The organism is Trichococcus ilyis (genome assembly GCF_900109135.1).
GTDB classification, from domain to species: domain Bacteria; phylum Bacillota; class Bacilli; order Lactobacillales; family Aerococcaceae; genus Trichococcus; species Trichococcus ilyis.
Genome location: NZ_FNYT01000010.1, coordinates 1 through 25,387, shown reverse-complemented (window position 1 = coordinate 25,387; position 25,387 = coordinate 1). Strand labels below are relative to the sequence as shown.

The 25,387-nt window shown below is 49.0% G+C and carries 27 protein-coding genes, 1 other RNA gene and 3 other annotated features; of the genes, 24 read left to right on the top strand and 4 right to left on the bottom strand.

Annotated features, from left to right (window positions below):
• Nucleotides 1-5: 5 nt before the first annotated feature.
• Nucleotides 6-968 (top strand): siderophore ABC transporter substrate-binding protein, encoded by a 963-nt coding sequence (locus BMX58_RS06390; RefSeq protein ID WP_068623212.1) that lies wholly within the window; start codon nt 6-8, stop codon nt 966-968.
• A gap of 70 nt (nt 969-1,038) precedes the next feature.
• On the top strand, nt 1,039-1,665 hold the full coding sequence (locus tag BMX58_RS06385; protein WP_162268624.1) for a DUF1054 family protein: 627 nt from the start codon (nt 1,039-1,041) through the stop codon (nt 1,663-1,665).
• 120 nt (nt 1,666-1,785) lie between these two features.
• Here the strand turns inward: BMX58_RS06385 and rpsD are convergent, their stop codons facing one another.
• Nucleotides 1,786-2,397 (bottom strand): 30S ribosomal protein S4, encoded by a 612-nt coding sequence (rpsD, locus tag BMX58_RS06380; protein WP_068623211.1) that lies wholly within the window; start codon nt 2,395-2,397, stop codon nt 1,786-1,788.
• Between the two features lie 416 nt (nt 2,398-2,813).
• Here rpsD and BMX58_RS06375 point away from each other — a divergent pair, with 416 nt between their 5' ends.
• The 21 genes from BMX58_RS06375 to BMX58_RS06275 all read left to right on the top strand — a co-directional run bounded on the left by BMX58_RS06375 (nt 2,814) and on the right by BMX58_RS06275 (nt 23,695).
• Nucleotides 2,814-4,532, top strand: coding sequence for a septation ring formation regulator EzrA (locus BMX58_RS06375; RefSeq protein WP_068623210.1), 1,719 nt, complete (start codon nt 2,814-2,816; stop codon nt 4,530-4,532).
• A gap of 225 nt (nt 4,533-4,757) precedes the next feature.
• On the top strand, nt 4,758-5,894 hold the full coding sequence (locus tag BMX58_RS06370) for a cysteine desulfurase family protein (protein ID WP_068623209.1): 1,137 nt from the start codon (nt 4,758-4,760) through the stop codon (nt 5,892-5,894).
• Nucleotides 5,895-5,923: 29 nt separating this feature from the next.
• On the top strand, nt 5,924-7,138 hold the full coding sequence (gene thiI, locus BMX58_RS06365; protein WP_068623208.1) for a tRNA uracil 4-sulfurtransferase ThiI: 1,215 nt from the start codon (nt 5,924-5,926) through the stop codon (nt 7,136-7,138).
• An 83-nt stretch (nt 7,139-7,221) separates the two neighbouring features.
• Nucleotides 7,222-7,716 carry a thiol peroxidase gene (gene tpx / locus BMX58_RS06360; protein ID WP_068623207.1) on the top strand — a complete coding sequence of 165 codons (495 nt, stop codon included), beginning with the start codon at nt 7,222-7,224 and terminating at the stop codon, nt 7,714-7,716.
• A 45-nt stretch (nt 7,717-7,761) separates the two neighbouring features.
• Nucleotides 7,762-7,989 (top strand) — a binding site (T-box leader).
• A gap of 73 nt (nt 7,990-8,062) precedes the next feature.
• Nucleotides 8,063-10,711, top strand: a complete 2,649-nt coding sequence (locus BMX58_RS06355) for a valine--tRNA ligase (protein WP_068623206.1) — start codon at nt 8,063-8,065, stop codon at nt 10,709-10,711.
• A gap of 91 nt (nt 10,712-10,802) precedes the next feature.
• Nucleotides 10,803-12,122: a bifunctional folylpolyglutamate synthase/dihydrofolate synthase gene (locus tag BMX58_RS06350; protein WP_068623205.1), complete on the top strand. Its 1,320-nt coding sequence runs from the start codon at nt 10,803-10,805 to the stop codon at nt 12,120-12,122.
• Nucleotides 12,115-12,774 carry an HAD family hydrolase gene (locus tag BMX58_RS06345; protein WP_068623204.1) on the top strand — a complete coding sequence of 220 codons (660 nt, stop codon included), beginning with the start codon at nt 12,115-12,117 and terminating at the stop codon, nt 12,772-12,774. Before BMX58_RS06350 ends, BMX58_RS06345 begins: the two co-directional genes overlap by 8 nt.
• A 59-nt stretch (nt 12,775-12,833) precedes the next feature.
• On the top strand, nt 12,834-13,523 hold the full coding sequence (gene radC / locus BMX58_RS06340; protein ID WP_068623203.1) for a RadC family protein: 690 nt from the start codon (nt 12,834-12,836) through the stop codon (nt 13,521-13,523).
• Nucleotides 13,524-13,695: 172 nt separating this feature from the next.
• Nucleotides 13,696-13,896 (top strand): cold-shock protein, encoded by a 201-nt coding sequence (locus BMX58_RS06335; RefSeq protein ID WP_068623202.1) that lies wholly within the window; start codon nt 13,696-13,698, stop codon nt 13,894-13,896.
• 335 nt (nt 13,897-14,231) lie between these two features.
• Entirely contained in the window at nt 14,232-15,245 is a 1,014-nt protein-coding gene (locus tag BMX58_RS06330; RefSeq protein WP_068623273.1) for a rod shape-determining protein, read from the top strand.
• Nucleotides 15,246-15,290: 45 nt separating this feature from the next.
• Nucleotides 15,291-16,145, top strand: a complete 855-nt coding sequence (mreC, locus tag BMX58_RS06325) for a rod shape-determining protein MreC (protein ID WP_068623201.1) — start codon at nt 15,291-15,293, stop codon at nt 16,143-16,145.
• Nucleotides 16,145-16,669: a rod shape-determining protein MreD gene (mreD, locus tag BMX58_RS06320; RefSeq protein ID WP_068623200.1), complete on the top strand. Its 525-nt coding sequence runs from the start codon at nt 16,145-16,147 to the stop codon at nt 16,667-16,669. Before mreC ends, mreD begins: the two co-directional genes overlap by 1 nt.
• Nucleotides 16,670-16,748: 79 nt before the next feature.
• Nucleotides 16,749-16,999 (top strand) — a binding site (T-box leader).
• Between the two features lie 105 nt (nt 17,000-17,104).
• Nucleotides 17,105-17,902: an amino acid ABC transporter substrate-binding protein gene (locus BMX58_RS06315; RefSeq protein WP_084253937.1), complete on the top strand. Its 798-nt coding sequence runs from the start codon at nt 17,105-17,107 to the stop codon at nt 17,900-17,902.
• 29 nt (nt 17,903-17,931) lie between these two features.
• On the top strand, nt 17,932-18,732 hold the full coding sequence (locus BMX58_RS06310; protein ID WP_239420559.1) for an amino acid ABC transporter substrate-binding protein: 801 nt from the start codon (nt 17,932-17,934) through the stop codon (nt 18,730-18,732).
• 32 nt (nt 18,733-18,764) lie between these two features.
• Nucleotides 18,765-19,400, top strand: coding sequence for an amino acid ABC transporter permease (locus BMX58_RS06305; RefSeq protein WP_068623198.1), 636 nt, complete (start codon nt 18,765-18,767; stop codon nt 19,398-19,400).
• 14 nt (nt 19,401-19,414) lie between these two features.
• Nucleotides 19,415-20,095 (top strand): amino acid ABC transporter ATP-binding protein, encoded by a 681-nt coding sequence (locus tag BMX58_RS06300; protein WP_068623197.1) that lies wholly within the window; start codon nt 19,415-19,417, stop codon nt 20,093-20,095.
• Nucleotides 20,096-20,238: 143 nt separating this feature from the next.
• Nucleotides 20,239-20,312: a sequence feature (ribosomal protein L21 leader region), on the top strand.
• Nucleotides 20,313-20,328: 16 nt separating this feature from the next.
• Nucleotides 20,329-20,637, top strand: a complete 309-nt coding sequence (rplU, locus tag BMX58_RS06295; protein WP_068623196.1) for a 50S ribosomal protein L21 — start codon at nt 20,329-20,331, stop codon at nt 20,635-20,637.
• A 14-nt stretch (nt 20,638-20,651) separates the two neighbouring features.
• Nucleotides 20,652-20,987, top strand: coding sequence for a ribosomal-processing cysteine protease Prp (locus BMX58_RS06290; protein ID WP_068623195.1), 336 nt, complete (start codon nt 20,652-20,654; stop codon nt 20,985-20,987).
• A 32-nt stretch (nt 20,988-21,019) separates the two neighbouring features.
• Entirely contained in the window at nt 21,020-21,304 is a 285-nt protein-coding gene (rpmA, locus tag BMX58_RS06285; RefSeq protein WP_068623194.1) for a 50S ribosomal protein L27, read from the top strand.
• 127 nt (nt 21,305-21,431) lie between these two features.
• Nucleotides 21,432-22,445, top strand: a complete 1,014-nt coding sequence (locus BMX58_RS06280; protein ID WP_131814053.1) for a class I SAM-dependent methyltransferase — start codon at nt 21,432-21,434, stop codon at nt 22,443-22,445.
• Nucleotides 22,446-22,495: 50 nt separating this feature from the next.
• Nucleotides 22,496-23,695 carry an acetate/propionate family kinase gene (locus tag BMX58_RS06275; RefSeq protein ID WP_068623193.1) on the top strand — a complete coding sequence of 400 codons (1,200 nt, stop codon included), beginning with the start codon at nt 22,496-22,498 and terminating at the stop codon, nt 23,693-23,695.
• Nucleotides 23,696-23,789: 94 nt separating this feature from the next.
• On the opposite strand, the gene BMX58_RS06270 is transcribed toward BMX58_RS06275, so the two are convergent.
• The 3 genes from BMX58_RS06270 to ssrS form a co-directional block, all read right to left on the bottom strand.
• Entirely contained in the window at nt 23,790-24,257 is a 468-nt protein-coding gene (locus BMX58_RS06270) for a universal stress protein (RefSeq protein WP_068623192.1), read from the bottom strand.
• Nucleotides 24,258-24,355: 98 nt separating this feature from the next.
• On the bottom strand, nt 24,356-24,658 hold the full coding sequence (locus tag BMX58_RS06265) for a hypothetical protein (RefSeq protein WP_068623191.1): 303 nt from the start codon (nt 24,656-24,658) through the stop codon (nt 24,356-24,358).
• A 116-nt stretch (nt 24,659-24,774) separates the two neighbouring features.
• Nucleotides 24,775-24,964, bottom strand: a non-coding RNA gene (gene ssrS, locus BMX58_RS06260) — 6S RNA.
• Between the two features lie 237 nt (nt 24,965-25,201).
• Between ssrS and BMX58_RS06255 the strand changes: the two genes are divergently transcribed.
• A partial coding sequence (locus BMX58_RS06255) for a helix-turn-helix domain-containing protein (protein ID WP_131814051.1) occupies nt 25,202-25,387 on the top strand: 186 nt, incomplete at its 3' end.

Below are 25,387 nucleotides of genomic sequence, written 5' to 3'. Positions count from 1 at the left end.
GAAACATGAAAAAATGGCAAAAGACAATCATGAGTTTGGCTTCAATCTTTACTCTGGCGGCTTGCGGCGCCCAGGAAGGGGCTGCCGATGCGGCAGATTCGACAACAGCAGCTCCGGAATCCGAAGAGACGGTGACCATCGAGGATGCGCGCGGTTCCGTCGAAGTGCCTAAGGATCCCGAAAATGTCGCCGTTTTGGATTTTGGCCACTTGGACACGCTGATCGCTCTGGGCAAACAGGCTGCGGTCACGGGGACGGCGACCGAAAACATGCCGGCTTATCTTGCGGAAGAGGCAGACCAATTCGGAAATATCGGAACGCTGAAAGAGCCGAACATGGAGTCATTGGCAAAGTTGGCGCCTGAGCTCATCATCATTTCGAACCGCCTGGCGGACTTTGCGGATCAATTGGAAGAAATCGCGCCAGTGGTCGTGCTCAGCGTCGATTACACGGATTATTGGGGGTCGGTCCAACACAACATCACTACCTTGGGGGCAATTTTTGACGAAGAGGCTGCCGCCGAAGAAGCCATCGCCAGCCTGAACAAAGAAATCGAAACGGTCCGGGCAACTGCAGCCGGCATCCGCGAGAAAACCTTGACGCTGCTCTTGAACGATGGGAGCATGTCCGCTTTCAGCACCGGCTCGCGTTTCGGATTCATTTATGACACTTTGGGTTTCACTCCTGTCGATGCCGCAATCGAGGGATCCACGCACGGCCAGTCCATCGGCTATGAAGGGCTGCTGGAAATCAATCCGCAAATTTTGTTTGTCGTGGACCGTACGGCGGCGATCGGGACGGCATCCAACGAAACCGCAGCCTTGCTGGAGAATGATTTCGTCTATCAGACGGATGCGTACAAGCAGAACAAAATCATCAATTTGTCCTCCGACTTGTGGTATCTGTCAGGCGGGGGAATAGAATCGATGCATCTGATGATCGAGGAACTCGCAACGAACTTCCAATAATCAAAAAACTGTCCCTCTTCCGGCTTTTTCACTATAATAGTGGGACGACAATCAGAAAGAGGTGCACGGTTTGGCGGGAATTCACTTCACGGAAGAAGACTTCAATATTTTTGACATACAGGGACTTGAGGAAAGGATGGACGGCATCCGCGAAAAAATCCAGCCAAAGTTCCGCTATTTCGCCGGAACAGCGGCTGAGCTTATCGCATCAGCGTCGGGGGAACAATCTTTGCCGGTGCATGTCGCCAAGCACCTGCGCCGCACCCGATATGCGCCGGAAAATACGTGGTGCGCCATTGGTGGCGACGCAAGGGGCTACAAGAAATATCCGCATTTTCAGATCGGCATTGCCGAAGAGGGCGTCACTTTTTATCTCTGCCTGATAGACCAGCCCGCCAAAGAAATGGAAATGGCCTTGGCGCTGCTGGAGCGGATTCCGGAACTGGAGAAGCTGCCGCGTGATTACGTCGTTTCGGTCGACCACACCGTTCCGGAGGTGCAGCCGGTTGCCGCTGTCGGATGGGAGACGCTTCTGCTCAGACTGCGGGATGTGAAGAAGGCGGAACTCTTGATCGGTCGCAAGTTGGCGCCCAGCGATCCTCGTCTCGCGACAGAAGATGGCACACTGGCAGCGATGGAGGAGACTTTCCGTGAACTGTTGCCGATTTATCGGATCTGCATGGCGCAGTATGGGTGAGCGGGCATGATAAAAAAAGAGGACTTAGCGGCCGCTAAGTCCTTTTTCCATGATGCAAAATGCAAAAAGAAACGGCAAATTGCTTTGCCGTTTCTTGCGCTGAGCTGTTCTCCGGGGAGATTAGCCTAATTTGTTGTAGTATTCTACTACGAATGACTCATCGATTTCAGCTGGCAATTCTTCGCGAACTGGCAGGCGGTTCAATGAACCTTCCATTTTTTCTTCGTCGAAAGTAACGAAGTCCGGACGTCCGAACAAACCTTCAACAGCAGCTTTAACCACTACCAAGTCTTTAGATTTTTCGCGCAAACCGATTACTTGGCCAACAGCTACTTCGTATGAAGGGATATCCACACGTTTGCCATCGACAGTAACGTGACCGTGGTTAACCAATTGACGTGCTTGACGACGAGTGGAAGCCAAACCTAGACGGTAAACTACGTTATCCAAACGTTGTTCCAATAAGATCATGAAGTTAACACCTTGTTTACCTTCTTTGATTTTACCGGCTTTTTTGAACAATGTCGCGAATTGACGTTCGTTCATGCCGTACATGTGACGCAATTTTTGTTTTTCTTGCAATTGCATAGCATATTCAGATAATTTTTTACGGTTGTTTGGGCCGTGTTGACCTGGAACATAAGGACGACGCTCCAATTCTTTACCTGTTCCCAAAAGTGAGATGCCCAGACGGCGAGCTTGTTTCCAGCTTGGTCCTGTATAACGTGACATAATAAAATTCCTCCAATAAATGTTTGATTTTTGGAGTAAAATAAGAATGAAAATTCGGCAATGCGTGCAGGTCATCCTTCAATCTTCACCTTATGCAGCCGCAAGGGTACGCAATTGAACCATCTGAAAGATGGCGATGAACTGTTGACGCGGGTGCTTCTTTCTCGCTGCATTATTTTACACAAAGGTTATTGTACCAAAAAAAAGAAATTTACGCAATGGGTAATCGACGTTCATACGATTTTGCGGCGCTCCGGAACGCTTTCGCGATTCCAAGGAAAGGAATTCAGTTTCCCGATTATTTTCTGGTTTCTGATTGGTTCTTTCTATGTTATACTAAAAAATGAGATATATTGGGCGTTTTCAATTTTAATATCAAATAAACGAAATTGTCGGAATAGGTGGAGGATTTATTGATGGAGTTTATATATTGGTTAGTGGCGATAATATTGATAGTATTGATCGGTTACGGTGCGATCATGTACCTGACGAGGCAACAGTCGAATCGGATCAAAGAAATCGATGAGAAGAAACAAAAAGCGATGGCCATACCGGTCGCCGATAATCTGTTCACATTGAAAAATATGAATTTGACAGGGCAGACGAAGCGCACGTATGAGAGTTGGCAAGCTACGTGGCAGACCATCACGCGGTTTCAGTATCCTGAGATTGAGGCAGCGCTGGTCAGTGCCGAACAATACATCCAACGCATGAACTTCATCAAGGCGAAGCAAGCCATTTCGCAAGCCGATCAGTTGATCGACGAAACGAAGAGCAGTGTGGAAAAGGTGAACAAGGCGCTCGAAAAATTGTTGGAAAGCGCCCAGGAAAACCGCAAAGAATTGGAAGAAATTCAAGAGCGCTACAACAAAATCCGCAAACAGCTGTTGGCGCACAGCTTCACGTTCGGCCCGGCCATCGAAACGTTGGAGAAGAACCTGAATTACATGGAATTGGACTTCACGAAATTCAACTCCTTGACGAACGAAGGCGACCATATGGAAGCCAAAGAAATCCTTTCGCGCATCGAACAGGACCTGCTCGTGATGGAAGAGGTCGTCGAAAAGATTCCGGAACTGAACGAAAAAATCAAGACCGAGTACGAAGAGCAAGTGGTCGATCTGAAAGACGGCTACCAGCGCCTTTTGGATGAGAAGTACATTTTCGAAGGTGTGGATGTCTCTGCCGAGATCGCCGCAGTCGAAAAAGAAATCCAGGAAGCGAAAGATTCCATCGGCCTTGCCGACATCAATGAAGCGGCCAAGAAGATGGATAAGGTCGAGCGCGATATTGAAGCGGTTTATGCCATCATGGAAAGGGAAATGGAAGCCAAGGACTTTGTGGGCAGGCACACAGCCAATCTGCAAAAGAAAATGGACCATGTCCTTCAGAGCAACCGTTATGTGCTGCTCGAAATCGATCGCGTCTCCCAGAATTATTTCCTGAACAAAAACGAATTGGGCCGCGCGCAGGAATTCGAAGAGCAATTGCTGAAAGAAAACGAAGCGTTGCGCTATTATGAAAAGATGATGAAGGAACATGAAATTTCCTACTCGGTCGTGCGCGATTATTACGAAAAAATCAGCCAACGCCTTTCGGAAATCGACAAGGAGCAGTCTGAATTGGTCAGCAATCTCAGCGATTTGCGCAACCGTGAGAAGGAAATCAAGGACAGCATCGATCTGTACGAGTTGGATATGCGCAATATGAAACGCACGATCGAAAAGTACCATCTGCCGGGATTGCCGAAAGTCTACTTGGATCTTTTCTTCTCGGTCACGGACCGCATCGAGGATCTGGCCTCCAAGCTGAACCGCGTGAAGATCGATATGGACGAAATCGATGCCATCTCCAAAATGTGCGAAGAAGACATCGAAATGTTGGATAACCAAACGCAAGCGATCGTGGACAACGCGATGCTGACGGAATACATGATCCAGTACGCAAACCGTTACCGCCATTCGCATGTGGAAATCGAGAATGCCATCAATAAAGCGTTGGTGCTTTTCCATCGCGAATACGACTACGAAGGTTCTTTGGAAGCCATCAGAATTCCGTTGAACCGTGTCGAAGCCGGTGCTGCCCGCAAAGTGGAAGAATCCTACCAGGAAGAAAAAGAGCGCCGTTACTATTAAACGCAGCAAAAAACAGAACGCAAGGAGGCCGGGACAAAATCCCGGCCTTTTTACTTGCGTCCGAACATAGTTTGCGTAAACGCGTTCTGTCCCGCTCTCCTTTTCCGATAGGCGGACGCAATCGCAAGAAATTTGAGCCGTAAGCTTTTAATGGCCCGGCATTTTCTATATAATGGATAGGATGCCCGATATGAGCGCAAAGTCAGTAAGGAAGTGTGGACATAAATGATTTATTTCGATAACAGTGCGACAACCAAAATGTATCCGGAAGTGCTGGATACATACCGGAAGGTGAATGAACAATTTTTTGGGAATCCTTCCAGCCTGCACAAATTAGGCAACGAAGCGGATGCTTTGCTGCAGCAAGCGCGCAAACAGATCGCGCAACTGCTGGGCGCCCGACCGGATGAGATTTTCTTTACAAGCGGCGGCACAGAAAGCGACAACTGGGCGATCAAAGGAACCGCAATGGAAAAGTTCGCTGCCGGGAAGCACATGATCGCTTCGGCTGTAGAGCATCCTGCGGTCACGAAATCGCTGGAACAGCTGGAAAAGTTAGGTTTTGAGATCACCTATCTGCCCGTCGATGGGAACGGAATCGTGACGCTTGAGGAGCTTGAGAAGGCCATCCGGAAAGATACGATCCTGGTCAGCGTCATGGCCATCAACAATGAAGTCGGCAGCATCCAGCCGATCGAAGCGATCGGCAATCTGCTGGAAAACTACCCTTGGGTCCATTTTCACGTGGATGCCGTGCAGGCGGTCGGTGAATGCGAGCCGCTGATCCGGCATCCGCGGGTGGATCTCCTGTCGCTTTCCGCGCATAAGTTCCACGGCCCCAAAGGCGTCGGGATCCTGTACAAAAAGCATGGCAAACGGATCGCGCCATTGTTGACAGGGGGCGGTCAAGAAGCGGGGATGCGCAGCACGACTGAGAATGTCGGGGGCGTCGCAGCGATGGCGAAAGCTTTGCGCATGGCTCTCGCGGACAGCGGAGCCAGCCGGAAACAAGAACAGCTTTTGCGGGACAAGTTGTCCGCTGCCCTTTCGGAATATGAGGATGTCCGGATCTTCTCGCCTGAAGACGGAGCCAGCCACATCCTCTGCTTCGCCATGAAAGGGGTTCGGGGAGAAGTGATGGTCCATGCTTTCGAAAGCCAGGGCATCTTCATTTCAACCACCAGCGCCTGCTCAAGCAGAAAGAAGGGGACGCCTTATACGTTGGGGTCGATGGGTGTGCCGGTTTCCTGGAGCCAGTGCGCAGTCAGGATCAGCCTAGCCGGCGAAAACACGGAGGCGGAAGCGGAAGCCTTCATCGAACATTTCCGCTCCCTGCACGAAAAGTTCCAGAAGATACAATAGAATACGCAAGAGATTGGAAGAGAAGATAAATGGAAACACACATTCAAATCCGCTTTGGCGAACTGTCGACCAAAGGGAAAAACAAAAAACGCTTTGTGCAACAGTTGGCGCAAAACGTCCGGATGGTTACGAAAGATCATCCGCAGATCAAAATAAAACCCGAGCATGACTTCATGCTGCTGGAACTGAACGGCGCCGACGAGGCAGTCATCATCGAACGCCTGCAGCATGTGTTCGGCATCCAGAATTACTCCCCGGTCTATCTCGTGTCGCGTGATCTCGATGAAGTGAAACGGGTTCTGGTGGAGTTGCTCGCCAAAATGGGGACGGCCGGAAAGACATTCAAGATCGCGACCCGCCGTTCGGATCATAGCTACGAATATGACACGACCTTCATGAATGCCGAACTGGGGGAGACTGTGCTGAATGCTTTTCCCGACATTTCGGTCAAGATGAAACAACCGGATATCCTTGTGCGCGTGGACATCAAAACGGGCGGCATCATGCTCAGCACGCAGACGTTCCAGGGCGCGGGCGGCTTGCCGGTCGGTTCTGGCGGCAGAGGCATGCTGATGCTTTCCGGCGGCATCGATTCGCCGGTTGCCGGCTATCTGGCCATGAAGCGCGGCGTCAAGATCGAGGCCGTGCATTTCCACAGTCCGCCTTACACGAGCCCGCAAGCATTGCAGAAGGCCAAAGATTTGGCGGCCAAATTGACTAAATTCGGCGGCGAAATCCAGTTCATCGAAGTGCCGTTCACCGAAATCCAGGAAGAAATCAAGGAGAAGGTGCCGGCGGATTACCTGATGACGATCACGCGCCGGATGATGCTGCGGATCACCGATGCTATCAGAGCGGAACGCAAAGGGCGGGCGATCTTTAACGGGGAATCCCTGGCCCAAGTCGCATCCCAGACGCTGGAAAGCATGGTTGCGATCAATGACGTCACGACCACGCCGATCATCCGTCCTGTGGCGACGATGGATAAATTGGAGATCATCGAGTTGGCGCAAAAAATCGATACCTTCGATTTGTCGGTGCAGCCGTTCGAGGATTGCTGCACGATTTTTGCTCCGCCGTCGCCCAAAACCAAGCCGAATCTGGACAAGGCGAGACGTTTCGAAGCGCTGCTCGATGTGGAACCGCTCGTGGCGCGCGCAGTCGCCGGCATTGTGGTGTCGAACATCACCGGCCGGGAGGACACCGCCAGCCAGGATGAGGCGCTCTTTTCCGATTTGCTGTGAACGGCATGCGAGAGCGTATCCTTACCATAAATCATGGCTTATCTGTATAATGGAAGTATTATCGGATAAGGGGGAATGTTTTCATGCAAGTGACATTAAAGGGTGAACCGGTTGAGGTTTTAGGGACGCAGCCTGTAGTTGGGGAGAAGGCGCCGGCCTTTTCTTTGTACAACACAAAAGACGAAAAGGTATCTTTGGATGATTTGCGCGGTTCGGTTGTTCTGATCAGCGTATTCCCGGACATCAATACGAGCGTCTGCGACAGACAAACGCGCGCATTCAACGAGACGGCGGCGAATATCGAGGGCTTGACCTTGTTGTCGGTTTCTAAAAATACAAAAGAAGAATTGATCAACTGGTGTTCGGCAAACGGCATCGATATGCAGATGCTGCATGATGATGCGGGCGAATTTGCGGAAGCCTACGGACTGAAGATCCCCAAAATGGACAACAAGTTGGCGCGCAGCGTCTTTGTCATCGACAAAGAAGGCATTCTTTCCTACATGGAAATCGTTCCTGAAATCGCGACGGAACCGAATGAAGCCGCAGCCTTGGCGGCGGCCAAAAATTTGCTGTAATCGCATTGAGATTTCAATGAAAAGGTGCTAAACTAGTGAAGTATACATAAAGCGTCGATCAAGAAGAGTAGCTTGCCCGGAACCACATAAGAGAGAAAAGCGTTTGGTGAAAGCTTTTTTGGGGAAGGAAAGTGAAGTAGCTTGTGAGCAAGTTGTGTGAAGGTCCTCGGATGGACTGGGTAGCGCAGCTCGGAGCATTCTCCGTTATCAAAAAGAGAGACAGGAATCCGTTTCCTGTAATTTAGGTGGTACCGCGATCATATCGTCCTGCATATTCGTATGCAGGACGTTTTTTTTCGCAACAAATCAATGCAACAAATCAATGAAAAAGAGAGGAAGTGGCTGAATGTCTAAAGCAGACGCAATGCCGACAAAGTATCAACCCCAACAAGTGGAATCCGGGAAATATCAAAAATGGGTGGAAGAAGGGCTGTTCAAGCCAAGCGGAGACAAGAGCAAAAAACCGTATTCGATCGTCATTCCGCCTCCGAACGTAACCGGCAGGCTGCACTTGGGCCATGCCTGGGATGTGACGCTGCAGGATATGCTGATCCGCCAAAAACGCATGCAAGGTTTCGACACTTTGTGGCTGCCGGGGATGGACCACGCGGGCATCGCGACCCAAGCCAAAGTCGAAGCTAAATTGGCCGAGGAAGGCGTCACCCGCTACGATTTGGGCCGGGAAGCTTTCGTGGACAAGGTTTGGGAATGGAAAGAGGACTACGCCAGCGTCATCCGTGAGCAATGGGGCAAAATGGGTATTTCCGTCGATTACGACCGTGAACGATTCACGTTGGATGAAGGTCTGTCCGATGCGGTGCGCAAAGTCTTCGTCGGATTGTACGAAAAAGGCTTGATCTATCGCGGCGCTTATATCATCAACTGGGATCCCAAAGCTAAAACGGCCCTGTCCGATATCGAAGTTATTCATAAGGATGTCCAGGGCGCTTTCTATCATTTCCGCTATCCGATGACGGATGGTTCAGGCTATTTGGAGTTGGCGACGACCCGCCCTGAAACCATGCTGGGCGACACGGCTGTTGCCGTTCATCCGGAAGACGAGAGATACCAGCAATTCATCGGAAAAACGGTGACTTTGCCGTTGGTGAACCGGGAAATCCCGGTCATAGCCGATGATTATGTCGAAAGGGATTTCGGGACTGGCGTCGTGAAAATCACACCGGCTCATGATCCGAACGACTTTGAAGTCGGTTTGCGCCACAATTTGCCGCAAGTGAACGTCATGAACGATGATGCGACGATGAACGAACTGGCAGGCAAATATGCCGGCATGGACCGTTTCGCGGCCAGAAAAGCGATCGTGAAAGATATGGAGGAACTGGGTTATCTTGTGAAGGTGGAAGAAATGACCCACAGCGTCGGCCATTCTGAGCGCACGAACGTCGTTGTCGAGCCGCGCATCTCCACGCAATGGTTCGTCAAGATGCAACCATTGGCCGAGCAGGCCGTCCAGAACCAAAACACGGACGGGAAGGTATCCTTCTATCCGGAACGCTTTGAGAACACCTTCCTGACTTGGATGGAAAATGTCCATGATTGGGTCATCTCGCGCCAACTTTGGTGGGGACACCAGATCCCGGCTTGGTACCACAAGGAAACCGGCGAAATGTACGTAGGCATGGGAGCGCCGAGCGACAGCGAAAACTGGACGCAGGACGAAGACGTTCTGGATACATGGTTCAGCTCCGCGCTGTGGCCGTTCTCGACAATGGGCTGGCCGGATGAGGATGCGGAAGATTTCAAACGCTACTTCCCTACCAGCACGCTGGTGACCGGTTACGACATCATCTTCTTCTGGGTAAGCCGGATGATTTTCCAGAGTCTGGAATTCACGGAAAAACGCCCGTTCGAGAATGTGCTGATCCATGGCCTGATCCGCGATGAGCAAGGCCGCAAAATGAGCAAATCGCTCGGGAACGGAATCGATCCGATGGAAGTCGTCGAAAAATACGGCGCCGATGCGCTGCGTTGGTTCCTGGCGAACGGGTCCGCTCCCGGTCAGGACGTCCGCTTCAGCTACGAGAAGATGGATGCAGCCTGGAACTTCATCAACAAAATCTGGAATGCCAGCCGGTATGTGCTGCTGAATTTGGAGGACCTGACGTTCGACAATATCGATATCTCCGGGGAAAAGACAATCGCAGACAAATGGATCCTTTCCAGCCTGAACAAGACCATCACAAAAGTGACGGATCTGTTCGAAAAATTTGAGTTCGGTGAAGCCGGACGCCTGTTGTACCGTTTCATCTGGGACGATTATTGCGACTGGTACATCGAAATGTCCAAAGAGGTGCTGCAAGGGGAAAACGAAGCGGCAAAACAGACAACCCGCAGCATCCTGGCGTACGTCTTGGATAACGTCTTGCGCTTGCTGCATCCGGTCATGCCGTTCGTCACCGAAGAAATCTGGCAAAATGTACCGCATCAAGGCGAATCCATTGTGACGGCAGCCTATCCGGAAGCGGATTACAGCCAGATCGATGAAGCAGCCGAAGAAGCGATGGAAAAACTGATCGAACTGATCCGCGGCGTCCGCAATGTCCGCGCTGAAATGAACACACCATTGTCCAAAAAAGTTCCGATGCAGCTGAAAGTGAACGACGCAGCGACCGAAGCGATTTTCCGCGCCAACGAATCGTACATCTTCCGCTTCTGCAATCCGGACACACTCGAAATCAGCCAACAGATCCAAGCTGCCAGCGATGCCGTCACCGCAGTCTTTTCAGGCGGAGAAGTCTATATGCCGTTGGCCGGCCTGATCAAATTGGAAGATGAGATTTCCCGTCTTGAGAAGGAAGCGGAGAAATTGGCAAAAGAAGTCAACCGTGTGGAAAGCAAGTTGAACAACGAAAAATTCATCAGCAAAGCCCCACAGGCTGTTGTCGATGGGGAGAAGCAAAAAGAAACGGAATACCGCGAAAAATTGGCGGCTGTCGAAGAACGCATCACTGCCCTGAAAGAACAATTAGCTTAATCGGGGAAGCGAATTGAACAGGAAGAACCCTATTTAGCAAAAGCCTTTGTAAATAGGGTTCTTCTTAAATGGAAAAGGAGTGTAGAGCTGGATGTTTGCAACTTATGAAGAAGCAATGGAGTGGATCCATACCCGCAAAGGGATGGGGCCTAAACCGGGCATAGTCCGGATGGAATGGTTGATGGAACGGCTGGGTCACCCGGAACGTAAATTCAGATCCATCCATATCGCCGGAACAAATGGAAAAGGCTCGAATGTTGCTTATTTAAGAAGCCTGTTCATGGCGGCTGGCTATTCGGTGGGGACGTTCACCTCGCCCCATATCGTCAGCTTCAACGAAAGAATCGGCATCAATGGAGAAAACATCCCGGATGAAGACGTTTTGGAGCAAGCGAACCTGTTGTACGCACTTTATGAGGAAATCAGCCAGACGGATATGGGGCCGCTGACGGAATTTGAAGTGGTGACCGCCATGATGTTCTCCTATTTCGGGTCACACCCTTGCGATGTCGTCTTGCTGGAGGTCGGCTTGGGAGGACTGTACGACAGCACCAATGTAGCCGAGCCGGACTTGTCGCTCATCACAACGATAGGTAAAGACCACAGCAATATCCTCGGGGACAGCATCGGGGAGATCGCCTACCAGAAAGCCGGCATCATCAAACAAGGGACGCCCGTCGTCGTCGGCAGACTGCCTGAAGAGGCGTTGGCGGTGATGCGGGACACTGCCGAAAAAATGGCAGCGCCTCTGTATGCGTTCGGCCGGGATTTCAGCGTCTCGAATTGGCAGGGCGGGTCCGCCTACCATGAAGTCTTTGATTTCAGCTCTCCGTTGGGGAGTTACGAAAACCTTGAAATTGCCTTGATGGGCGGCCATCAGGTGGATAATGCCGCCACTGCGTTGCAGGCTTTCTTGCTGTTCTGCCAGAAATACGCTTTGGCTTATTCGGAGGCCACAATCAAAACCGGATTTCTGGGGACGGTTTGGCCGGTGCGGATGGAAATTGTTTCGCAGGCACCGTTTGTCATGCTGGATGGTGCCCATAACATCCCTGCCATGGAAGTGCTGACCGAAGCGATCAAGCAGAAGTTTCCTGACAAGGAAATCACGGTTCTGTTGGCGGCTTTGGCGGATAAAGATCTGGAGGAGATGGGCCGGTTGATCAAATCGATCCCCGGCAGCAAACTGTACGTGACCAGTTTCGATTTCCCGAGGGCAGCATCGGTCACTGAGCTTTGCGAGCGGATCGGCGCACCGGAATCTGCAGCCTATGGGGATTGGCGCGTTGCCATCGACGATCTGAAGGCGCAGCAATCCGACAGGGGCATGCTGTTGATTACCGGTTCGCTTTATTTCCTTTCCGAAGTAAGGCATTATTTATTAAATGACAAGGAGTTTTCAGATGCGTAAAAAAGCGGTCATTTTCGATATGGATGGACTTATGTTCGACACGGAAACGCTGGGGTATCAGGCGCAGCGTGAATTGGCGGAAGAGCTCGCTTTGCCGATAGCCTTCGACTTCGATTATTACCTGAAACAAGTAGGGCGATCCGATAAAGATGTGATGCCGGAATTGGCTTCCGACTTCGGCGATGCTGAACTGGCGGAACGTTTCCTGAGGAAAATGAAAAAGAGGCAGACGGACATCGCTTCCGAGCAGGGGCTTCCGATCAAAAAAGGCCTTCACGATCTGCTGGCCTTTCTGAAGGCGGAAGGAGTGGTTTGCGTTGTCGCTTCCAGCAGCAGACGGAGGGAAGTCTGTTTTTACCTTGAGTTGGCTGACATTTCGCAGTATTTCCGCTACCAGGTCTGCGGCGATGAAGTATCCTTCGCCAAACCGGATCCGGAGATTTTCCTGAGCGCCTGGAAACCCCTCGGCATTCCGAAGGAAGACTGCCTGATCCTGGAAGATTCGCTGAATGGTGTCCGCGCAGCTTTCGATGCGGGCATTGAAGTGATCATGATCCCGGATCTGATCGTTCCAGATGACGAAGCGAAAGCAAAAACGACCGCTGTTTTGCCGGATCTGCATGCGGTCATGGATTGGTTGAAAGAGAAATAACTTGTTCGGCTCATTCCTGCGTATCTATCAGATAGACGGAAGGAAAGGGGTAAAACAAGATGGTGCAAGAAACAAATCTGCTGATGGAGGTTCCCAAAGCCTCGCGGCCGCGCGAAAGGTTGGATCAATTCGGAGAAAAAGCGCTCGCGACGCACGAGCTGCTGGCGATCATTCTGCGGACGGGACCCAGGGACAGCAATGTCATGCAATTGGCGTTACGGGTATTGAATGAGTTCGAGGATCTGCATTCCTTGAAGATGGCATCGTTGGAAGAATTGACTTCGATCAACGGAATCGGCCGAACCAAAGCGATCGAAATCAAAGCCTGCGTCGAATTGGGAGTCCGCATAGCCAATGCGACGCAATTGAAGAGCGGAACGATCACCTCCACTCAGAGTGCAGGGACGCTTTTGCAGAAAGAGATGCGCGACCTCCAGCAAGAGCATGTGGTGGCGGTCTATCTGAACACAAAGAATGAAATCATCAAGAAAAAGACGATTTTCATCGGCAGCCTGAACAGTTCGGTTGCCCATCCCCGCGAGATTTTCCGGGAGGCGGTCAGGTTTGCGGCTGCGCGGATCATCCTTGCGCACAATCATCCTTCCGGGAACCCTGATCCTTCGGAGGCCGATCTGGTTTTTACGCGAAGGATGGTGGAATGCGGCGAAATGATGGGGATCGAAATCCTCGACCACTTCATCATCGGCGTCGATGCATATCTCAGTTTGCGGGAATACGGTATCATTTAGTTTTTGCTGCGAAAATGAAAATTTGATGGCAAAAAACTTGCAATATCAGAAATCCTGATATATGATTATGTCAGTGTTTTTGTTTGGTAAAGAATAGATTGTCATGAGCATTCCTATCGTACCAAAAGCAAGAATATCATTTTTAAGTGCTGCGCACGAGGAGGAATTTTTCATGGAAAAAGGAACAGTAAAATGGTTTAACGCAGAAAAAGGCTTTGGATTTATCGAACGCGAAAACGGAGACGATGTATTCGTACACTTCTCAGCTATCTTGGGTGAAGGTTTCAAATCTTTGGAAGAAGGACAAGCAGTTTCATTCGAAATCGTCGATGGAAACCGTGGACCGCAAGCTTCCAACGTAGAAAAAATCTAATCTGCCTTAACTTAATCGATCAAAGGGTCCGGGACATCGTCTCGGGCCCTTTTTACATGACACGAGTATGAGCATTTCGATAACCGGACGTTCCTTCCAAGCTTTGGTGTGTTGGAACGCCCAACGCAAATGGTGTGAATATATTGTGTCAATTAGGTTGGGGATTCGGCGTCAGTATTACTGATCGGCGGCATTCCTGTCAAATTGATTAATTCTTTCTTTTGTTTGTTACATTGATGTTTTTCTTGTTCCGGTTTGTGGTAAAATAGAAAAGAATTTGTTTGTGGGAGAGCTTGTAGTCAATCAGACGGAAGGATGAGAAGTACTTGGTAAGTTTGAATTTTAAAGGTAAAAACATCGGAATCGATTTGGGTACGGCCAATACGATCGTTTTCATAGCCGGCAAAGGCATCGCATTCAGAGAACCTTCTGTCGTCGCAAAAAATATCCATACAGGCGAAATATTGTCCGTTGGGGAGGAAGCTTTTCAGATGCTCGGCAGAACGCCTGGCACGATTGTGGCATCCCGTCCGATGAAGGAAGGCGTCATTGCGGATTATGATACGACTGTCGCAATGATGAAATATTTCATCAAAAAAGCGACTGGGAATGCGTTCATCAAACCGTATGTGATGGTCTGCGTGCCCAGCGGTGTAACCGAAGTTGAGAAACGGGCTGTTCTTGATGCAACCCGGACAGCCGGCGCCAAGGAGGCTTTCATCATAGAGGAGCCTTTCGCTGCTGCTGTAGGTGCTGGGCTTCCCGTACATGCGCCCACCGGCAACATGGTGGTGGACATCGGCGGCGGCACAACGGATGTTGCGACGATTTCGCTTGGCGGGATCGTTACGAGCCGATCCAACACTGCCGGCGGGGATCGGATGGATGAGGCCATCATCCAATTCATTCGCAAAAAATACGGTTTGCTGATCGGGGAACGGACTGCCGAAAATATCAAAATAACAATCGGCTGTGCCGATATCGGGAAGGCGGCTTCCTACGGTTCCATGGAAATCCGCGGCCGGGACATGGTGAACGGACTGCCGAAGACATTGGAAATCCATGCCGAGGATGTAGCCGTTGCGATTCATGATGTGGTCGAGAACATCATCCATTCCGTCAGGGAAGTGCTGGAGGAGACGCCTCCTGAAATTTCCGCTGACGTCATCGATCACGGCATTGTTTTGACAGGCGGCGGCGCACTTTTGAAGAACATTGCCGAAGTCATTTCCGCCGAGGCGGAAGTCCCCGTATTTATCGCCAACGATCCGTTGGATTGCGTTTCCATCGGGACAGGCGAAACATTGAAGAATATCAACGTATACAAACGTAAAAATTTTAGGCAGTAAAAGAATGCATGCAATTGAAAGTGATGTACGAAATGAGGTGTCAATGTGAATCAGTTTTTTAACAATAAAAAATTGATTATCCTATTGGTCAGTGTGATCACCTTTATCAGCTTGATAGCATATTCTCTCACCAACAACAGAGAAGACACATCGGCGCCGCAACGTGTGGGGAACGATGTGACAGGCTCCGTTGCGAGGATATTCTCGAAGCCGGCGGAAGTAGTGGCGAATTTTGTTGATTCAGTCGATAACCTGATGAATACGTATGAAGAAAACCAATCTTTAAAAAGTAAAATTGATACCGTTTATGAGCTGCAAGTGAAAGTCTATAATCTGGAGCAGGAAAATGCACGGATGCAGGAAGAACTTGATTTGAAGAACACGTTATCAGAATATGAGCAAATCAATGCTTCCGTGGTATCCCGCAACCCCGACAGTTGGCTGAATCAGATCGTCATCGACAAGGGATCCCAGGACGGCGTGGAAGTTGACATGTCGGTGATGGCCGGGAACGGTCTGATCGGTCGCGTCTCCGAAGTCAATTCCACCAGTGCGAAAGTCCTTTTGTTGACCACTTCGAACGATACGACAAACCGCGTGTCGGCTGAAATCCAGACCGAATCCGGACCGGTTCATGGCATCGTCAATGGCTATGATGAGGATACGAAGATGCTATCCATGTCCCAGATCGCACCGGATGCGGCGATCAATCCGGGCGACAGCGTGATCACATCAGGCTTGGGAGGCGTGTCCCCAAGCGCGCTGCTGATCGGTACCGTCAAGGAAGTCTCCATGGACAGCTACGGTCTCTTTAAACAAGTGACGGTCGAACCGGCCGGAGAGGTCTACAATATCCGGTTCGTGACGGTCATCAAACGTTTGAGCGGGAGTGGTGAGTGATGGTGCAGAACAGATCTTTGCACCACACTTATTTCATCCCGGTGGTGCTGTACGTGCTCTTGATTCTGGACGGTTTTTTGATCAATGCCTTCCCGGGTCAGTTTCTCAGTGAGGAATATACCCTCGTGCCGCATTTGGCCTTGTTTGGTTTCGTATTCTTTTCCTATTATTTCCCAAAGCAGCCGATGCAGCTATATGCGGTTCTGTTCGGGCTGCTGTTCGACAGTTACTACAGCGGTATTTTGGGCATCTACGCAGTCGCTTTTTCGGTCATTGTGTATTTGGTAAAAAAAATGCAGAAATACTTGACGGAAAATGTTTTTGTGCTGGCCTTGCTGTTCATACTGGCGATTGTGCTGGTCGATTCGTTCGTTTTTGGTTTCTATAGCCTGATGGAACTCACGCAGCTTGATTTCAACGCATTCGCTTCTGGCCGTTTGGGCCCGACGATTGTGCTGAACCTTGTTTTGTTCATCGTGGTGTATTATCCGCTGTTCAAGCTCGTGGCCTGGATGTATGACTGATCCTGATTAGAAATGGATGAGATATTTTTTAATGAAAAGCTTGCATTTCCAAAATGCTGTGGTATCATTGTCTTAAATTCTAAATGCAATGAAGAGAAAAAGTAACTTTTGCCTATTTCCAGAGAGTCTGCGGGTGGTGCGAGCAGACAATAGAATTCAGTGAAATCACATCTCTGAGCAAGAAAGCTGAACCGACAGTTTCCGCTGTCCCAAGTAGGCTGACTCGGTTGTGCCCGTTACAGCGCTGACGTTTCGAACGGAACGTTATGAGGCGGTCTCTGTGAAGATGCCGCAAAAAAAGGTGGAACCACGACTTCAATCGTCCTTTAACTTTCAGCAGGAAGTTAGAGGGCTTTTTTTATTGGAAGAGCCATTCTGTGGGACCGCGCAAAAAAAACGGCAGTAAAAAGTACTTATTATATGGAGGAGAAAAGTATGAAGAAATTAGTGCTATTGTTGTTGGCATCCACAAGTTTATTGGCAGCATGCGGAGGCGGAGCTGCTGAGGATTCTTCGGCGACCGGATCGACAGATTCGGGAATCAAAGAAACATTGGTCATGGGGTTGGATGACACGTTTGCGCCGATGGGCTTCAAGGATGAAAGCGGCGAAATCGTTGGTTTTGATGTCGACTTGGCGAAAGAGGTTGCTGAAAGACTGGATGTGGAAATCACTTTCCAGCCGATCGATTGGGCAATGAAGGAAACCGAATTGGACTCGGGGAACATCGACATGATCTGGAATGGCTACACCATCACCGAGGAACGCAAAGAGAAAGTGCTGTTCACTGAACCATACCTGAACAACAGCCAAATCATCGTCACGATGGCAGACAGCGACATCAAGACAAAAGCCGATTTGGCCGGGAAAGTGGTCGCGACGCAACAAGGCTCTGCAGCATTCGATGCCATCAAAGCCGACGAAACCGGAATTGCAGATGAGTTTGATGGGGGCGCGCCGATTTTGTACCCTACCTTCAATGATGTCTTCAACGATCTGGAAAGCGGACGCAGTGATGCAATCGTCGTTGACGAAGTATTGGGCCGTTACACCATGAAACAAAAAGGCGAGGAAAAGTATACCGTCCTCAGTGATAATTTTGGCGAAGAAGAATACGGTGTGGGTTTGCGCAAGGAAGATGGCGCTCTTAAAGAAGCGATCGACAAAGCGATGAATGAAATGCGTGAAGACGGAACCTACGATGAAATCTACGCAACATGGTTCGCTGAATAACAAAATTGGTTGTTGAGGGGGGAAGCCGGATGTTGGATCAGATCAAGAAAGCTGTATTTATCGGAACAGGGTTATTGTTGTTGGCTGGGTGCAGTGGTGGGACCACTGATGAGTCTGCTGCCGGTTCGGAAGCTGTTGCTGCCGAAAGGTTGATTGTGGGGTTGGATGACACTTTTGCGCCGATGGGTTTCCGCGATGAGAACAATGAAATCGTCGGCTTCGATGTCGATCTGGCGAAAGCGGTTGGCGAACGAATCGGGGCCGAAATGGTTTTTCAGCCGATCGATTGGGCAATGAAGGAGACCGAACTGGATTCGGGGAACATCGACATGATCTGGAACGGCTACGCCATCACACCGGAGCGGGCCGAGAAAGTCCTCTTGAGCGAACCGTACATCACGGATGCGCAAGCCATCATCGTTTTGAAGGACAGCGATATCCAGACGAAAGCGGATCTGGAAGGGAAATTGGTTTCGACGCAGCAATCATCCAGCTCCGTGGATAAAATCAAAGCAGATGCATCCGGGATCTTCGAAAAATTGGGCGGAGATCTGGTGCTTTATCCTTCCAACAATAATTCCTTCAGCGATTTGGAGTCAGGGCGGGTGGATGCCGTCGTCGTGGGCGAAGTCTATGGGCGTTACTACATGAAGCAGTCCGGCAAAGACGTTTATCGTGTCCTTGAAGACAACTTCGGGGAAGACGAGATGGCGGTCGCTTTCAAAAAAGGCAACACGGAGCTGCAAGAACGGGTCAATGCAGCTTTGGCCGAGATGAAGGCAGACGGGACCTTCGATGAAATATACGACAAATGGTTTTATAGCGAATAAAGAAAATACAGGGTAAGAAAGAGGTTTATGAAATGGACTTGATACAGACGATACTGCCATCATTGTTTGACGGCTTGAAGATGACGCTCACGTTGTTCTTCATCATAGGGATCTCCAGCATTCCGTTAGGTTTTCTGATTGCCGTCATCCGGGTTTACGGACCGAAGTGGCTGGGTTTTCTGATCCAGATATATGTCTTCATCATGAGGGGGACGCCGTTGCTGCTGCAATTGATGTTTGTTTTCTTCGGTTTGCCGCTCATCGGAATCACATTGGATCGTTTTTCCGCAGCAATTTTAGCATATTTGATCAACTATGCTGCCTATTATGCGGAAATATTCCGCGGGGGGATCACTGCGGTTCCGAAAGGGCAGTTTGAGGCCATTTCAGTGTTGGGTATCGGCAAGTTCAGAGGTTTTTTCAAAATCATCATTCCGCAGGTCACCAAGATCGTCTTGCCTTCGGTAGGGAATGAAGTGATTGCTTTAGTAAAAGATACTTCTTTGGTTTATGTCATCGGTCTTGGGGAACTGTTGCGGGCAGGGCAGATTGCAGCGAATACATATGCCTCGCTGGTGCCTTTCCTGGCAGTGGGTATCGTCTACCTGTCCGTTACGGCCATCATTACGGTGCTGCTGAATAAACTTGAATCCAAAGGGAACTTTTAGGGGGGAAGGCAATCATGTTATTGAATGCAATGAATTTAACTAAGTCTTATCATGACACGAAAGTGATCGATGACTTTTCATTCCACATCGATTCCAGTGAAATCGTTGTACTCGTGGGACGTTCCGGTACCGGCAAGACGACCTTGATGCGTTTGCTCAACAATTTGGAAAGAGCGGATCAAGGCACCATTTCCATCGAAGATGCGGTTTTGTGCAAGCAAGGGCTGAAGGGTGCGGAATATGCGGACCGCAAACAGAGACGACTCTACCAGAACAAAATCGGTATGGTCTTTCAGGATTATGCCTTATTCCCGAACTTGACTGTGCTGGAGAATTTATTGGAGGCGCCGCTTGCCCAAAAATTGGGCAGCCGTGAGGAGCTGACGGCGAAAGCGGCAGATTTATTGCAGCAGATGGGCCTGGAAGACAAGCTGGATGCGATGCCGTCCACTCTGTCCGGAGGGCAGAAGCAAAGGGTCGCAATCGCCCGGGCGATGATGCTGAATCCGCGCGTGCTTTGTTTTGATGAACCGACCTCTGCCCTCGATCGCGAATCATCGGACAGCATCGGCAAACTGATCCAAGAAATCGCCGCTGGAGGGACAGGTGTCCTGATCGTCACGCATGATACCGAATTCGGGCAACAATACGGCACGCGAATCGTGTCCTCAAGCGAATTCATCAAGGATCTTTGAGAATATAGCGCAAAAATCCGGGCCTGTTCGCAACAAGTTCGACAGTCCGAAAAACAGGGCAGCTGCCCTGTTTTTTTATGACATGATTTAGGTTGACGTACGCGCTGGTTTTTGTTAAACTATTCATGTTGTAAATGTGCGCACCACGGCTACAACCGCACGAACGGGAGTCTTAAGATCCGCAAGGGCACTTCGTTTGGCGAGTCTAAGTAAAATAAGGAGGTGCAGAGAATATGTACGCAATTATCGCAACTGGTGGTAAACAATTGAAAGTTGAAGTTGGTCAAGCGATCTACATTGAAAAATTAGATGCTGAAGCTGGTGATAAAGTAACTTTTGATGAAATCGTATTTGTAGGTGGAGAAGAAACTAAAATTGGCGCTCCATTCGTAACAGGTGCTTCTGTAGAAGGCACTGTTGAAAAACAGGGCAAAGAAAAGAAAGTAACTACTTTCAAATACAAGAGAAGAAAAGATACACACCGCAAGCAAGGTCATCGTCAACCTTATACAAAAGTAATCATTGACGCAATCAACGCATAAGAGTGTGAATAATCATGATTGAAGTGAAATTCAGAGAAGATGACTACGGCAACCTGATTTCTTTCGAAGTCACAGGCCACGCCGGCTACGGAGTCCACGGTGAGGATATCATCTGCGCCGCCGTTTCCGTATTGGCCATCGAAACTGTCAACAGTGTGGAACGGCTGGCAGGCTATCAAATGCTTGTCGATGAAGCGGACGCAAAGGGCGGTTATCTCTATGCAGAGATCCGGACCGATACCGAAGCTGAACAGCAATACATCACACAAATTTTACTGAAGCATCTATTCTATTCATTGGAGGATGTCGCTCAGACATATCCGGATTATGTGTCCATAAAAATGCAATAAAAACTGTACTACTCAATAAGGAGGTGCAAACCATGTTGAAATTGAATCTACAACTATTCGCCCACAAAAAAGGGGGCGGTTCTACTTCAAACGGCCGTGAGTCCCAATCAAAACGTTTAGGCGCTAAACGTGCTGATGGACAAACCGTAACAGGCGGATCAATTTTATACCGTCAACGCGGAACTAAAATTCATCCAGGTACGAACGTCGGTATCGGTGGAGATGACACTTTATTTGCAAAAGTTGACGGTGTCGTTCGTTTCGAACGTCTTGGCCGTGACAAAAAACAAGTTTCTGTATACCCTACAGCTAAATAATACTTGTACTTTTGCCGATCAACCAATTACATACACACGAAAAACCTTGCGAGGGAAAATGATCAGTCACTTCCTTCGCGGGTTTTTTTGTAGCCTTTTCAAGCGGCAGAAAGAGTAGGTGAACGATTTGAAAGCAACAAATGTTGAAAGTCTTTTCGGATTGATGGATGAAGCCATCAGATTGCTTCAAACGGAGGCGGAGCTATCATATATTGAAGCGTTGGCTGAGACGTTGGAAAACCTTTCCTTCGGCGGAAAAGCCCAGCAAGTGGAAGGTTTGCCTTCAGACGATGCGGTGAAACGCTTGGACAGCCTGTACAAGAAGATGAATCTGGATACCTTGGACAAGGAGATCATCCGCAAAAGCATCCAGTTGACCTTCATCAGGGCAACAAAGGAAGACAAGCTGCAGATGAACCACCAGATGACCCCCGACACCATCGCATATCTGATCGCTTATTTCATCGGCGAAATCAAAAAGAATAAGACAGAAAAACTGCATGTTTCAGACTTGGCCGCAGGGACAGGGAATCTGCTCAACATCGTCTTGGCGCATCTTGAGGGCAGGGGAAATGAAGTGACCGCGGATGCGGTGGACAACGACGACCTGTTGATCAGTCTTGCAGCCAACAGCGGATCTTTGCTGGGGTTGTCTGATAAAATCCATTATACGCATTCGGACAGTCTGCAGGAGCTGTTGATTGAGCCGTCGGATATCGTCGTCTCGGATTTTCCGGTCGGTTATTATCCGGTAAATGAGCGCGCAAAGAACTATAAAACCGCCTTTTCGGAAGGGAATTCTTTTGCGCATTTTCTAATGTTTGAACAAAATGTGAACTATTTGAAAGAATCCGGTTGGGGCGTTTTTATCGTTCCTTCTGATATTTTTGAAACAGATAAAAGTTCTGTATTAATGGGGTGGCTGAAAGAAAACGTTCATATACAAGCTTTTCTGAGCCTTCCGGCTGAGCTGTTCCATAAAAATGGAATGAAAAAATCAATCATTATTGTTCAAAAAAATGGCGAAAAATCGATTCAAGCCAAACAAGTGCTTTTGGGCGAAATTCCAGATCTTAAAAACGCACAAAAGATGCAATCTTTCCTGGATATTTTCCACAATTGGAGCGCAAAGATGATATAATATTTAGCAGAGATATAATAAAAATCAGTCAATTTAAAGGAGAGAAAAAAATGTCAAAAATCATCGCTATCAATGCTGGTAGCTCAAGCTTGAAATTTACCTTATATGCTATGCCTGAGAAGGACGTTCTGGCAAACGGAATTATCGAAAGGATCGGTTTGAACGATTCCATCTTCACAATCAAACACGGAGAAGGCGAAAAATTCCAAGTAACCGAAGATATCGCGAACCATGAAATCGCAGTCCAAAATTTGCTGGATCAGTTGTTGGCATTAAACATCATTTCAAGCTACGATGAAATCACGGGCGTCGGCCACCGCGTCGTTGCCGGCGGAGAAATCTTCAAAGATTCCGCACTTGTGGATGACCTTGTCCTGGAACAAATCGAAGAATTGGGCGATTTGGCACCGTTGCACAATCCAGCGAACGCCACCGGAATCCGCGCATTCAAAAAATTGTTGCCTGAAATCACAAGTGTGGCCGTATTCGACACTTCTTTCCATACGACAATGCCGAAAGTGAATTACCTGTACAGCATCCCGATGGAATACTACGAAAAATATGCTGCCAGAAAATACGGTGCACACGGAACAAGCCACAAATACGTTGCTGAACGTGCTGCCGAAATGCTGGGCAAACCGATCGAAGAGTTGAAGATTATTACTTGCCATATCGGCAACGGCGGATCGATCACTGCAGTCCAAGGCGGAAAATCGATCGACACTTCCATGGGCTTCACTCCTTTGGCAGGCATCACGATGGGGACGCGTTCAGGGGATATCGATGCATCATTGATCGCTTACCTGATGGGCAAACTGGGCATTACGGACATCAACGAATTTGTTGAGATCCTGAACAAAAAATCAGGTTTGTTGGGCTTATCCGGCGTTTCAAGCGACATGCGCGATGTTGAAACAGCAGCAGAGGGCGGCAACGAGCGCGCTCAAATCGCTTTGGATATCTTCCATAACCGCATCATCAAATACATCGGTCAATATGTTGCGATCATGAACGGTGTGGATGCGATCGTCTTCACTGCCGGAGTCGGTGAAAATTCCGCTGTTACCCGCAAAATCATCATTGATGGCATTTCATGGTTCGGTTGCAAAATCGACGATGAAAAGAACAACGTCCGCGGCGTTGAGAGAATCATTTCGACTGATGATTCAACAGTAAAAGCATTGTTGATCCCTACTGACGAAGAATTGATGATCGCTCGCGACGTCGTTCGTTTCAGCGAACATCACTGATCATAATCAACAAAAAATTCCGGCGCGCCATCGAAAGGCGCGCCGGAATTTTTTTGTTTTTTGAAGCAGCGGTGCTAAAGCCGCTCACTGCCTGTCATTTTTTTGGTTTTGGTTTATTTTCGAGGTCGGTCCGAACAACGAGCACATCGCATGGAGCATTTCGGATGACGTATTCGGATACAGAACCGATGAACAGTCTTTCGACCGCATTCAGGCCGGTCGCGCCGATCATGATCAAATCAACGCCGTATTCGCCGGGCAAGTCCTTTGCGATGATGGCTTTCGGCGAGCCGTATTCGATGACGGTCTGAACGTCCGCGATTCCTTCATTTGTGGCATAGGTTTTGTACTCTTCCATCAACGTTTTCGATTGGCGGACGATTTCATCGGTAAAGCTGCCTTCGAAGCCGGTAGGGGTCTGTATGGCCCGCGTATCGATAATATGAGTAATGATGATGGCTGCTTTATTTCGTTTGGCCACTTCCACTGCTTTGCGGAAGGACAATTCTGATTCTCTGGATCCGTCAACCGGTATCAAAATTTTCTTATACTCTTGAAACATATTAACCACTCCTCTAAACTAGTATCGCTTACAAGTTTATTTTACTTCACTTTCCATAAAAATGAAAGCGCATGCGGTTGTTTTCGAGAAATTCATGGTCAGCCGTTCTGATCTTTCATCATGCCAGCCAACCGGATGCTGAACAGAGCTGTATAGCCTGAAGCGATAAGCACGGCAAAGACATAGAGCAGGGTGCTCTTGAAGAAAACCGTCACTAGGCAAAGAAACCCGATCAACATGTACAGGGCTCCGCCATTGCGGAAAAAGAGCCAAATCTGATGGCGTTGCTGCTCGGTTACCCGATCGGGGTCCAGCACAAAAACAGTGGGGCCTTTCATTGTCATGAAAAGGCCGGTCAGAACCAGCAATAATGAAAAAAGAGCGATCAATAATTCTGCCAATGGGCGTCCTCTCCTCAAGGAAGTTGCAGGATAGACACCTAATCAGTGCGTTCCCGCGTTTTCCAGTCTGCAAAAAAAGCCGCTCTGAGAGCAGCTCCAAAAGTATAAAACTTTATTAGAAATCCGATGGTGCCGGTGAGTATATTCTACTAGTTTTGAACCCGCATATAAGCAGGTGGGCTCCAATATCCAGTCTCTAACTACCAAATGAAAAGGCGTGTTATCCACCGGAATAAACAGGATCCCAAGGTAGTAATAAATTGTTCGGTCAACACATTGAGAATAAGTCGAACACCTCAGAAATCTATATACGTATAGTAGCATATTAATCAATCATTGGCAAGCAAAACACGAGCGCATGAAGCCGGAAACATTAAAGCAGCAACAGGTGTTATTTGAAAAACTAAATTCCAGTTGACTGGTTCAAAATACGGAATTAACTTCTGCAAAGCTGGGAGTGGAATTCACTCCTGCAAACAGCCTATAATTCAAGGTGGATAATGTTTTGCTTCCTCACTTACAAAAAGAAGGAAGTGTTCACCTATGACAACACAGAAACATTTAACCCTTGAAGATCGTTACGCCATTCAACACTCACTTGAAAAACGCCACTCCTTCCGCACCATAGCCCGCTCCCTGGACAAAGACCCGACCTCCATTTCAAAAGAAGTCAGACGGCACCGCCAGAGTAGATATTACGTGGGCCAGGGCCGCGTCCCCAATCGCTGC